At 61.4% G+C, this 12456-nt stretch carries 10 protein-coding genes; 5 read left to right on the top strand and 5 right to left on the bottom strand.

Annotated elements, in window-relative coordinates:
• Nucleotides 1-13: 13 nt before the first annotated feature.
• Nucleotides 14-2653, bottom strand: a complete 2640-nt coding sequence (gene alaS, locus KJS28_RS06020; RefSeq protein ID WP_213542154.1) for an alanine--tRNA ligase — start codon at nt 2651-2653, stop codon at nt 14-16.
• Nucleotides 2654-2739: 86 nt separating this feature from the next.
• Complete coding sequence (locus KJS28_RS06015) at nt 2740-3387, bottom strand: CatA-like O-acetyltransferase (protein ID WP_213542153.1); 648 nt, start codon at nt 3385-3387, stop codon at nt 2740-2742.
• A gap of 447 nt (nt 3388-3834) precedes the next feature.
• Between KJS28_RS06015 and KJS28_RS06010 the strand changes: the two genes are divergently transcribed.
• Entirely contained in the window at nt 3835-4593 is a 759-nt protein-coding gene (locus KJS28_RS06010; RefSeq protein ID WP_213542152.1) for a YoaK family protein, read from the top strand.
• 113 nt (nt 4594-4706) lie between these two features.
• Here the strand turns inward: KJS28_RS06010 and KJS28_RS06005 are convergent, their stop codons facing one another.
• Entirely contained in the window at nt 4707-5300 is a 594-nt protein-coding gene (locus KJS28_RS06005) for a nucleotidyltransferase family protein (protein WP_213542151.1), read from the bottom strand.
• A 201-nt stretch (nt 5301-5501) separates the two neighbouring features.
• Here KJS28_RS06005 and xdhA point away from each other — a divergent pair, with 201 nt between their 5' ends.
• The 4 genes from xdhA to KJS28_RS05985 all read left to right on the top strand — a co-directional run bounded on the left by xdhA (nt 5502) and on the right by KJS28_RS05985 (nt 10377).
• Nucleotides 5502-7796: a xanthine dehydrogenase subunit XdhA gene (gene xdhA, locus KJS28_RS06000; protein WP_213542150.1), complete on the top strand. Its 2295-nt coding sequence runs from the start codon at nt 5502-5504 to the stop codon at nt 7794-7796.
• Nucleotides 7797-7811: 15 nt separating this feature from the next.
• Nucleotides 7812-8699, top strand: a complete 888-nt coding sequence (gene xdhB / locus KJS28_RS05995; protein WP_213542149.1) for a xanthine dehydrogenase subunit XdhB — start codon at nt 7812-7814, stop codon at nt 8697-8699.
• Nucleotides 8699-9211, top strand: coding sequence for a xanthine dehydrogenase subunit XdhC (gene xdhC, locus KJS28_RS05990; protein WP_021858071.1), 513 nt, complete (start codon nt 8699-8701; stop codon nt 9209-9211). The genes xdhB and xdhC overlap by 1 nt, the downstream gene beginning before the upstream one ends.
• A 491-nt stretch (nt 9212-9702) precedes the next feature.
• Nucleotides 9703-10377, top strand: a complete 675-nt coding sequence (locus tag KJS28_RS05985) for a VTT domain-containing protein (RefSeq protein WP_213542148.1) — start codon at nt 9703-9705, stop codon at nt 10375-10377.
• 426 nt (nt 10378-10803) lie between these two features.
• Here the strand turns inward: KJS28_RS05985 and KJS28_RS05980 are convergent, their stop codons facing one another.
• Both KJS28_RS05980 and KJS28_RS05975 read right to left on the bottom strand, forming a co-directional pair.
• Nucleotides 10804-11229, bottom strand: a complete 426-nt coding sequence (locus KJS28_RS05980) for an RrF2 family transcriptional regulator (protein ID WP_021859026.1) — start codon at nt 11227-11229, stop codon at nt 10804-10806.
• Nucleotides 11230-11389: 160 nt separating this feature from the next.
• A complete protein-coding gene (locus KJS28_RS05975) occupies nt 11390-12241 on the bottom strand; it encodes a DegV family protein (protein WP_213542147.1) in 852 nt (283 codons plus the stop codon).
• Between the last annotated feature and the right edge of the window lie 215 nt (nt 12242-12456).

Below are 12456 nucleotides of genomic sequence, written 5' to 3'. Positions count from 1 at the left end.
TGCTCCTTTCGTCTCAGCCCAGCTTCTCGGACACGAAATCGTCCACGGAGGCCAGCGCATCGTCCACCTTCAGGGGATCGCTGCCGCCGCCCATGGCGGAATCCGGCTTGCCGCCGCCTTTGCCGCCGCAGATGGCGGACACGTGCCGCACCAGATCACCGGCCTTGATGCCACGGGCCACCGCCTCCTTGCCGCACACGGCCAGGAAGGTGATCTTCTCGCCGTTGATGCTGGCGATGACCGCCACGGCCTTGGGGTCCTTATCCCGCAGGAAATCGCCCATGGTCCGCAGCTCGGCGGTGTCCACGCCGTTGCGGGTGGTGGCGAGAACATGGAGGTCCTTCACCGTCTTGGCGGAGGCCAGGAACTGCCGGGCCTCACCCAGAGATGCCTCGGCCTTGAACTTCTCCAGCGCCTGACGCAGCTGCTTCATCTCGTTGGCCTGCTGCTCCATCCGCTCCAGCAGCCCGGAGGGGGCGGTTTTCAGGAACTGGGCCGCCCGGCTCAGCACGCCCTGACTGCTCTCCATAGCCTTCAGGCTCAGCTTGCCGCAGGTGGCCTCGATGCGGCGCACGCCGGAGGCGACGCTGCTCTCACTCTTGATGCGGAAGGGACCGGCCTTGGCGGTGTTGTCCACATGGGTGCCGCCGCAGAACTCCACGGAGAAGTCGCTCATCTCCACCACCCGGACGGTCTCGCCGTACTTCTCACCGAACATGGCCACGGCGCCCTTCTTCTTGGCCTCTTCGATGGGCAGCGCCTCCGTCACCACGGGATAGCCCTCCAGAATGGCGTCGTTCACCAGTTCCTCCACCTGCCGCAGCTCCTCCGGGGAGATGGCCTCAAAGTGGGTGAAGTCGAAGCGTAGGCGGTCCGGCTCCACCAGAGAGCCCGCCTGATGGACGTGGTCACCCAGCACCTTTTTCAGCGCCGCATCCAGCAGGTGGGTGGTGCTGTGAGCACGCTGGATGGCCTTGCGGCGCTCCATGTCAATGGCGGCGTGAACGGTGTCTCCCACGTGGAGCACACCCTGTGCCAGACGGCCATAGTGCATGAACTTGCCGCCCTTGTTTTTCTGTACGTCCGCCACGGTGAACACCACGCCGTCGGCGGTGATGGTGCCGTGGTCGGCCACCTGACCGCCCATCTCGGCGTAGAAGGGGGAGTGATCCAGTACCACCACGGCCTCGGCCCCGGCGGCCACCTCGTCCCGCAGCTCCTCATCGGCCACGATGGCCACGATCTTGGCGTCGCACTCGCTGTGGTCATAGCCCACGAACTCCGTGGCCGGCACGTCCTTGCCGAACTCCACACCGGCCCAGCCCAGATCGCCCAGTGCCTTCCGGGCCTCACGGGCCCGCTCCTTCTGCTCCTTCATCAGCTTCTGGAAAGCGTTCTCGTCCACGCTGAGGCCCTCGTCCGCCGCCATCTCCATGGTCAGGTCGATGGGGAAGCCGAAGGTGTCATACAGCCGGAAGGCGTCGGCGCCGGAGAAAATTTTCTCCAGCTTCTGCTTGTGCTCTGCCAGCAGGTCGGAGAAGATCTTCATGCCGCCGTCGATGGTGCGGCCGAAATTCTCCTCCTCCGTGCGGATGACCTTGGTGATATAGGTCTGCTTCTCCCGCAGATCAGGATACTGGCCCTCATTTTCATGGATCACGGTGTCCACCACCTGATACAGGAAGGGATCGTTGACACCCAGCAGCTTCCCGTGGCGGGCGGCCCGGCGCAGCAGACGCCGCAGCACATAGCCCCGCCCTTCGTTGGAGGGCAGGATGCCGTCGCAGATCATGAAGGTGGCGGAGCGGATGTGGTCGGTGATGACCCGCAGGGACACATCCCGCTTCTCCGTCTCGCCGTAGTGAGCGCCGGTGAGCTCAGACACCTTGTGGGTGATATTCATCACGGTGTCCACGTCGAAGAGGCTGTCCACGTTCTGGCACACGCAGGCCAGACGCTCCAGGCCCATGCCGGTGTCGATGTTCTTCTGCTTGAGCTCGGTGTAGTTGCCGTGGCCATCGTTGTCGAACTGGGAGAACACGTTGTTCCAGATCTCGATGTATCGGTCACAGTCGCAGCCCACGGTGCAGCCGGGCTTGCCGCAGCCGTACTCCGGCCCACGGTCATAGTAGATCTCGGAGCAGGGGCCGCAGGGACCGGAGCCGTGCTCCCAGAAGTTGTCCTCCTTGCCGAAGCGGAAGATGCGCTCGGCGGGGATGCCTACCTCCTTGTTCCAGATGTCGAAGGCCTCGTCGTCGTTCAGATAGATGGAGGGGTACAGCCGGTCAGGCTCCAGCCCCACCACCTCAGTCAGGAACTCCCAGCTCCATGCGATGGCCTCATGCTTGAAGTAGTCACCGAAGGAGAAGTTGCCCAGCATCTCGAAGTAGGTGCCGTGGCGGGCGGTCTTGCCCACGTTCTCAATGTCGCCGGTGCGGATGCACTTCTGACAGGTGCAGACCCGGCGGCGGGGCGGCTCCTCCTCGCCCTTGAACCACGGCTTCATGGGGGTCATGCCGGCGTTGATGAGCAGGATGGACTTGTCGTTCTGCGGCACCAGAGAGAAGCTGGGCAGCCGCAGATGACCTTTGGACTCGAAGAACGACAGGAACATCTCCCGCAGCTCATTAAGCCCGTGATAGGGATGAGACATGATGCATTACTCCTTTTGCTTGCAATCGGAATTGCAGAATTTTCTTTTGTGGCAGATCTGTGACAGACCTCTGTGACCGGATGCCGTCACTCCTCTGCCTGCCAGCTGTCTGCCAGCGCCTGAAGCTCCCGCTCCAGACCGGCGAAGAACTGTGAGATGTGCAGCCCGTCTGCCAGGGCGTGGTTTACAAACAGCGACACCGGCAGGGTAGTGCGTCCATGCTTGGTGACAGCCTTGCCCCAGCTGATGCGGGGGTTGGAGTCGTCGGCGCTGACGGCGGGATGCTCCAGCTGGGAATAGTGCAGCCACGGCAGGCTGGACACAAAGAAGAAACTCAAAGCGTCTCCGTCCTCGGTGAGGGTACCCCGTCGAAGTACCTCCTCCTGTCGCCGCTGTCCCAGCGCCACGAACGCCTCATAGGGCAGATCCCCCTCCACCGTGCAGTATACGTATACCCCGTCGGGCTTCATGGCGGTGTAGGAAGGGGGACACCAGTTGTATTCCACCACGCTGCCGTCCGCCCGGATGCGGCGGCGCAGCTGGGGGACGGCGTTGGCGGCCCGTACCACGGCATAGAGGAAGCTCAGGAAGAAGGGCCGCCCCTGCCGCCGTGCGGCGAAGTCCGTGATGTCTACCTCCGCCGTGACTCCGGCGAAGGGAAAGAGCATTTGACGGAAATAGGCAAACTGCCCGCTGCGTGGGTCCTTGGTCATGTCGATCAGCTGATAACTCACAGGCCACCTCCTGTAAAACAGAACTTCGGGGGAAAATCGGAAACACCGGGACGCAGGAGGGCTGCCGAAAAAACAAAAAGCCCCCGCCCACACATAGGGGCGAAGACTTGCTTCACGGTACCACCCTAATTGAACGGCCAAGGCCGCCATCTCGGTCATCCGGTAACGGGGATGGGGCGTGCGGCTCGTCGCCGCCTGCTCGGAAGTGGCTGTCACACCGGCCGGACAAGGGGCTTCCACCGCTTCCCCTCTCGCTTTGGGCGGCACATGGCGGACTCGTTTCGTCAGCGCATTTCACGCTCTCTATTTTACCACAGATCCCGCCGTTGTCAACACAAGAAACGCCGCATTTTTGCGGGATTTTTATGCAGTTTTTCCCTTGCGGAAACGCCGCAGGCTGATATACTAACGAAGGATTATTTTGTCGTTATTTATAGGAGTTATACCATGACGGAACAGAAGCTTCTTCCTATCGATCATTGCCGCCACCTGGCCTTTGCTGCAATAGGCGGCTTTTTCGGCGGTTACGCCCTGCTGTGCCGCGGCGGGATACTGGGCAGTTCCCAGACCATGAATCTGGTGGAGCTGGTCATTGATGCCCTCTTTGGCCGGGGGAGCAGTGTGCTGCTGCACCTGCTGTGTCTGGTGATCTACGTGGTGGGCGTCATGCTCTCCGTCATCGTCCCCCACGTGTTCCATGTGGATATGCGGCGGCTGTCGCCGTGCATCACGGCGGCGGCGGCCATCGCCATGGGCTTTTTCCCGGCGGATATGACTCCGCTGGTGGCACTGTATCCGGTGTTCTTCTCCATGAGCATCCAGTGGAGCACCTTTGCCGGCGCCAGAGGCTTCCAGAGCGCCACGATCTTTAACAGCAACAACACCAAGCAGGCATCTCTGGCGCTGGCCCACTACCTGTGCGAGGGAGAGCGGGAGCAGCTGACAAAGCTGTGGTTCTACGGCTCCACTCTGCTGGCCTTCCACGCCGGAGCCGTCTGGAGTTGGCTGGCGGTGAAGTGGCTGGACGTGCGGGGCGTCTGGGGCGTGCTGCCCCAGCTGGCACTGGCCTACTATCTGGTGCTCCGGGAGGAGCAGGCGGAGCGTGTCCTGACCCCGGCACAGATCCGGGAGCAGGAGGTTCTGGGCGAAGCCGAGGAACTGGTGGAGGAAGCCCAAGAGATGGTGGAGGAGGAGAAGGAGGACTGATTCTCCCCAACGTGTCTCCACTCGCCGCATTCTGATCAAAACCTGAAAAGGCACGGGGCTGCACCGCAGCCCCGTGCCTTTTTCAAAGCGACGATCGATTTGTCGGAGACCCCTCACTCCTCCGCCATATCCCGCCGCAGCTGCGCCAGCACCTGAGGCGTATCCACATCCGTCAGCTCCGGAGCCGGGACCTCCCATAAGAGGAGGTCCTCCTCATGGCGGCGGATCACCTGATTGCCGCCGTGATCCCCCTGCAGAGCCAGCAGCTCCGGGAACAGCCGTGCCGGGAACAGGCAGGGGTTCCCCCGGATACCGTCGTGACCCAGCGCAGCGATGTGCTCCGGATGCTCCCGGTAAAAGTCCACTAGGCTCCCCACGCTCTCCCGGCGCAGCAGGGGCTGATCCGCCACCTGAAACAGCGCCGCATCCATCTCCGGCAGCTTCCCCAGCCCCAGCGAGATGGTGTGGCTGATGCCCCAGTCCGGATGCCGGTTGGGTACCGGCACGAAGCCCATGCGGTGGGCCAGCTCCAGCACCTCCGGGTACTGGCTCACCACCACCGTCCGGATGAACCGCTCCGCCGGCACAGCCTCCAGCGCCCGGCGGAACAGCGCCTTGCCCTGTACCTGCACCGCCAGCTTGTTCTCCCCGAAGCGCCGGGCATTTCCCGCCGCCATCACCACGCATCCGATCCGCAGCTGTGCCATGCCGCTCCCTCCTTTGTCCCGTCATTTTCTTACAGTATACCCGGAAATGCCCATTCCAGTCAACCACCGTTATCCTATAATTAGTATTACGAAAAGGACTATGCAAATGACGAATTTTATGCTATGATATCTTAAATTTATAGGTACTTTTGCCGGTAACTCCGGCTATCGCAGCGACGCTGACATAAGGAGGAACACTACATGGCTGAAGTAGGAAAAGCCGAGGTGCGGGTAGACGCCTTTGACAAGGCCACCGGCCGCACCAAATACTACGAGGACCTCATGCCCCGTGATGCACTGTATGTCCGCATCAAGCACGCCACTATCGCCCACGGCTTCGTCAAGTCGGTGGACACCTCGGCGGCGGAGCAGATCCCCGGCGTGGTGAAGGTGCTGACCTGTTTCGACGTGCCGGAGCACCCGTTCCCCACGGCGGGCCACCCCTGGTCCATGGACCCCGGCCATCAGGACGTGGCGGATCGCCACCTGCTGAACCGGCACGTCCGCTACTACGGCGACGACGTGGCGGTGGTCATTGCAGAAAACGAGGTGGCCGCCATGCAGGGCGTCCGGGCGCTGCAGGTGGAATACGAGGAGCTGCCCTTCGTGCTGGATGTGCAGAAGGCCATGGAGCCCGGCGCTCCCCAGCTCCACGAGGCCTACCCCAACAACATCCTCAAGCACACCGATATGAAGACGGGCGACTATCAGGCCGCCATTCAGGAGCCGGGCCTCATTAAGGTGGAGGGCTGGTACGAGACGCCCACGGTGCAGCATTGCCACATCGAGAACCACGGCTGCTTCGCCTACGAGGAGAACGGCCGCATCACGGTGGTATCCTCTACCCAGATCCCCCATATCATCCGCCGTGTGGTGGGACAGGCGCTGGGCCGCCCGTGGAGCGATATCCGGGTGGTGAAGCCCTATATCGGCGGCGGCTTCGGCAACAAGCAGGACGCCCTCTATGAACCCCTGTGCGCTTGGTGCTCCACGCAGGTCCACGGCCGCTGTGTCCGGGTGGACTGCTCCCGTGAGGAGACCTTCGTCTCCAACCGTGTGCGCCACGCCATCCGCTTCCACATCGTCTCGTGGCTCCGCAAGGACGGCACCTTCGCCGCCCGGAAGGTGGAGCTCTACTCCAATCAGGGATCCTATGCCTCCCACGGCCACAGCATCGTGGCCAAAGCCATGGACTCCTTCTCCCAGCACTATCCCTGTGACAACATGGAGTGCGATGCGTGGACGGTGTTCACCAACCGTCCCGCCGCCGGAGCCATGCGTGGCTACGGAATGCCTCAGGCCTCCTTTGCCGACGAGTCCAACGTGGACGAGTGCGCCAAGGCCGTGGGTATGGACCCGTTGGCCTTCCGGATGCAGAACCTCATGCCCAAGGGCTTCGAGGACAGCTTCTCCCACAACGTCAACTATGAGGATTCCTTCCGCCAGTGTCTGGAGGTTGGTAAGAAGTACATCGACTACGACCGCAAAAAGGCGGAGTTCGCCAAGGAGACCGGCCCCATCCGCCACGGCATCGGCGTGGCCACCTTCTGGTATAACACCGCCGTCTATCCCATCTCGTTGGAGACGTCCTCCAATCGGATGCTGCTGAATCTGGACGGCAGCGTCACCATGCAGTGCGGCGAGACGGAGATCGGTCAGGGCGCCGATACCGCCTATGCCCAGATGACCTCCGACGTGGTGGGTCTGGGCGATTACCGTAAGGTCCATGTGGTGTCCTGTCAGGATACCGACATCACGCCTACGGGCTTGGGTGCTTATGCCTCCCGCCAGACGTATGTGGCGGGCTTCTCCATCCGCCAGACGGGCCTGATGCTGAAGGAGAAGATTCTGGATTATGCCTCCAAGCTCACCCGTCAGGCGGTGTACAACATGGATATCGTGGACGGCAATATCGTCCGCAACACCGACGGCAAGGTGCTCATGAGTCTGTCGGAGCTGGCCATGCACGCCCAGTATGACCCTGCCGACTCCCAGCACATCACTGCCGAGAGTACTTATACCATCCGCAATAACGCCTATTCCTTCGGCTGCACCTTTGCCGTGGTGGAGGTGGACATCCCCATGTGCAAGGTGACACTTCAGGAGATCATCAACGTCCACGACTGCGGCAAGCTGGTGAACCCGGCGCTGGCAGAGGCGCAGGTCCACGGCGGTATGTCCATGGCCATTGGCTACGGCCTGTCGGAGCAGCTGCTGTTCGACGAAAAGACCGGCCGGCCCCTGAATAACAATCTGCTGGACTACAAGCTCTCCACCATCATGGATCACCCCCATCTGGAGGCGCAGTTCGTGGAGAACGCCGAGCCCACCAGTGCCTTCGGCACCAAGGCCTTGGGCGAGCCCCCGGCCTGCTCCGGTGCGCCCGCCATTCGCAACGCCATCTACAACGCCACCGGCGTGGCCATCGATCAGGACCCCATCACCCCCCACGTCCTCTTCCAGCGCTTCACGGAAGAGGGCCTGATCCGGGACTAAGGAGGAAATACCGCTATGTATGATATGTCAGCGCTCTATCAGGCGGAAAGCGTACAGGACGCCATCCGCCTGCGGCTGGAGCATCCCGAGGCCCAGATCATCGCCGGCGGCACCGACGTGCTGGTGCAGATGCGGGAGGGCAAGCGGGCCGGAAAGGCCCTCATCAGTATTCAGGGCTGCCATGAAATGCGAGGCGTGACGCTGGATGAGGAGGAGAACCTCCGCATCGGTAGTCTCACCACCTTCAGCCACATCACCGCCGATCCTCTGATCCAACAGTATATCAACGTGCTGGGCGAGGCGGTGGATATGGTGGGCGGCCCTCAGATCCGCAACGCCGGTACCATCGGCGGCAACACCTGCAACGGTGTGACCTCCGCCGACTCCGCCTCCACCCTCCACGCATGGGAGGCCATGGTGGAGATCACCGGCAAAAACGGCGTCCGCCGGGTACCCATTAAGGACTTCTACCTGAAGGCCGGCACCGTGGATCTGCGGGTGGAGGAGGGCGAAATTCAGACCGCCATCCTGATCCCCAAGGCATCCTACGACCGCACCTTCGGCCACTACATCAAGTACGCCATGCGCAACGCCATGGATATCGCCACGCTGGGAACCTCCGTTAACGCCCGGCTCAGCGAGGATAAAAAGACCTTCGACCGGGTGCGGATCGCCTTCGGCGTGGCGGGGCCCGTCCCTATGCGTGCGCCTCACGCCGAGGAGTTTATCAACGGCAAGCCCGTGACGCTGGAGAACATCGAGGGCTTCGGAAAAGCGGTGCTGGAGGACATCCATCCCCGTGACTCGTGGCGGGCCAGCAAGGCATTCCGCTCTCACATCGCCGTGGAGAGCGCCAAGCGGTGTCTCATGGAGTCTGTGAAGCTGGCGGGAGGTGAGCTGTAATGGCAAAGAATCAGTATCAGCTGGTGACCTTCTTCCTCAACGGCAAGGAGGTGGAGCGGATGATAGACGTCCGGGCCTCTCTGACGGATATGCTCCGCAACGACTTCTCCATGACCTCCGTGAAAAAGGGCTGCGAGGTGGGGGAGTGCGGCGCCTGCAACGTCCTCATCGACGGCGAGTGCTATAACTCCTGCCTGTATCTGGCGGTGTGGGCCGAGGGCAAGCATATCACCACGCTGGAGGGTCTCATGGGTCCCAACGGCGAGCTATCTGACATTCAGCAGGCCTTTATGGAGGAGACCAGCATCCAGTGCGGCTTCTGCATCCCCGGCTTCATCATGACGGCGGTGGAGATTCTGGATCGTGGGGTATACTATACCGACGACCAGCTCCGCAAGCTGCTGTCGGGCCACCTGTGCCGCTGCACCGGATATGAGAATATTTTCAAGGCGGTGAAGAAAACCATGCTCCGCCGTCTGGGTCGTCTGGACGACCCCTTCCTCAACACCTGACCGAGTGCTATCCCAAAACCGGATACCGGTCGATGATTCTGCCGGACACCGGCGGGATACTTGACCGATCCCGATGGGATACCAGCCGGACGATGGCCGGACACTGGCTGGATATCTGCCGGATACGGACGGGATACCTGTGGGACGGCTGCCGGACAGTCCGGTGGACGTCCACCGGACACGAACCGGACGACTCGGTGGACGTATAGTTCCGGCAGAATGGACACGCCCTGACAGGGGAATTTGCCCCGCCGCACGGAGGCAGCTGAACCGGTCGCCGAAAGGAAGAAAACTTCCAAATTATGGGAAAAGCCCCGCTTCGCCATCTGGCGAAGCGGGGCTTTGCTGTGTCCAGCAGGAATGGGGGGGCCGGGACTTGGCGGAAAAGTGTGAACGGAGCGTAAAGGCTGCGAAAGTTCACACTTTATTCATAATGATATGGTATATTATGTCCCACAATTTAGCGGATGGACGCCGTGAGGAGGGCTTGTATGAAAAAATTCCGGCTGAGGGATTACCTGCCGGTGCTGATCATGGTCCTGTGTGCGGCGATATTCGGCGTGCTGCTGGCTACCGGGGTCATGGATCTGGATACGGTGCCGCAGCTGGTGGCGGACCGGCCTGTGCTGGCGGTGCTGGTGGTGCTGGGACTATATGTGCTGAAGGGCTTTTCCGGAGTGGTGGTATACAATGCGCTGGTGGTCGTGGTGTCCATGGTGCTGCCGCTGCCGGCGGCGCTGGCCGTCAACGGCGTGGGGACGGCGGTGTGCTTATCCATCTCTTACGCCATGGGGCGGTTTACCAAGACGGAGAGTCTGGAGTCGGTGCTGGACCGGCATCCCAAGATCAAGCGCTATTTCAGCGCCACGCAGGAATATGGCTTTGCCATGTGCTTCGCCATCCATATGCTGGGGCTGAACATGGAGGTGCTGGGACTGCTGCTGGGGATGCTGCGGGTGGATTACCTGACGTATCTGGCGGGGTCGTGGTTGGCCATTGCGCCGGGGATGGTTTGTCTGGTCATCGCCGGAAATTCGCTGGATTTCAGTTCACCGGTGTTTTGGGTATTCCTGGCCATCAACACGGTACTGGTGGTGTGCAGCGTGGTGTACACCCTGCGAAAGCTCCGGGCCGCCAAGGCTAAAGGGGAGGAGCAGGAAGAATAGAGGGCTGCCGAACCGGCTGTGGCTTCGATATGAGCCAAAGATACAGGCGGCTGTTTAGAGGTGTCAGCTGCGCAGGGAGAGCGGCGGCTGGGCGACAGGGAGCGACGATGAAAAGCGGCACCTTTTGCAAGGACTGCCCATGGAATAGAGAAACCCCATAACAGAGACGAATCCCCCGAAGCGGTATGGTCGCTTCGGGGGATTTTTGGGATTATGGGAGATGCTTCGAGCGGGGAAGTGCCGGAAACGAATGGTGTACCGGAGCTAGACGGCATACCTGACCGGACGGGGGATACAGGGGCAGACAAGGGATCAGGCAGTATATCCGGGCAGAGTGTACCGGGACATATGAAACACCGGGATCAGGTGATGCCCGGTAATTAGACGGTATACCGGGGTCAGGGGACGGGGCGGAGGGATGGGAGGTCAGATGACGTAGTTGTCGCCCTGCGGAACGGCCATCAGGTCCGCCAAGGTGATGCCGGAGAAATATTTCCGGGTCAGGTCATAGTAGCCCTGCCACACCGAGAGGGTGCGGCACTCCCCGGCCCGCTGGCAGGGGGAGGCGTCCGTTTGCAGGCAGGACACCGGGGCCAGCTCGCCCTCCGTCACCCGCAGGATCTCCCACAGGTCGTACTGCTCCGGGTCACGGTTCAGCCGGTAGCCGCCGCCGATGCCGTGGCTGCTGTCCAGCAGGCCGGCGTTTTTCAGGGCGGGCATCAGCTTCTCCACATATTTCAGGGAGATGCTCTGCCGGGCGGCTACGTCCTTGATGGGGGTATAGCCCACGCCCCGATGCTCGGCCAGATCCAGCAGGATCCGAATGGAATAACGTCCTTTGGTGGAAATCATGGTGTATGCCTCCTCATTTATTCAGCCTATTATACCACTAAACTGGTAGGAAAAGCAAGCGCCGTGACAGTTGTCTTGCGGAAAATTTCGGGGCAGCTTTTCCGGAAAAAGCCCACCGGGGAGCGCAGCGGCTCTCCGGTGGGCGTTGATGATAGGAAAATTATTTGGTGTGGAAATAGAGGATGCCCAGCGTGCGGGGGCCGCAGTGACTGGAGACGGTGCAGCCGGCCCGTGTGTGCAGCACCTCGTCAAAGGGCTGGTAGCTGCGGACGGCGGCCTCCACCTGCGCCAGCTCCTCCGGGGTGAAGCCGCCGGATTCGGTGATGAAAATGCGGCGGGTGTCAATGTCATCCCGGCCCTTGAGCCGCTCCCGGATGTACTGGAGCAGGCAGCTCACATAGGGGCCACGGTACTTCTTGCCCACCATCATCTGGCCGTCCTTCACCTGAATGCAGGGACGCAGGTTCAGCATATTGGCCCCCAGCAGGGCCACGCCTGAGCAGCGGCCGCCCTTGTGCAGAAAGTCCAGCCGCTCCACCAGAAAGCTGACGTCCAGCAGCTCCCGGCGGCGCTCCATCTCGTGGGCGATCTCCTGAGCGGTGAGCTTGCCCTCACGGGTCAGCTGCACCGCCTCCAGCACCAGCTGGCCGATGCCGGTGGAGAGGCTGCGGGAGTCCACGGGGTAGACGTTCCCCACCTCCTGAGCGGCGATACAGGCATTCTGGTAGCAGGCGGACATATCGCCGGAGATGTGGAAATGCACCACGGCGTCGCAATCCTCCAGCTGGCGGCGGAAGAACTGGGTATAGTCGTACACCGACACCGCCGCCGTGCTGCACATTCCGCCGCCGGAATTGACGTGGGCGTAAATTTCGTCGGGGGTGATGTCCTTGCCGTCTACCAGAGACTGGCCGTCCCGGACGATGTACAGGGGGGTGATGCGGATGTCGTATTTTTCAATAAGCTCCGGGGACAGATCACAGGTGCTGTCAGCGGATATTCTAATATTCATGATTAGTAGATGCCTTTCTGTATATTATTAAATCTCGCAAATTGGAAACAGAAATATTATATCACACGAATCCTATCATGGCAATCCCCTTTTTGCAACGAAAAATGGCGGTTTTGTTCGGTATCCTGCACAAGTGCGGCGGGGCGTTCGGGAGGATGGACAGTGGGGGCGAAAAAGAAGCGGTACATGGCTTGCCATGTACCGCTGAGGGGGAT

The organism is Vescimonas coprocola (genome assembly GCF_018408575.1).
GTDB classification, from domain to species: domain Bacteria; phylum Bacillota; class Clostridia; order Oscillospirales; family Oscillospiraceae; genus Vescimonas; species Vescimonas coprocola.
The sequence above is the reverse complement of the archived record's forward strand: the minus strand, read 5'-3'. Positions and strand labels throughout refer to the sequence as shown.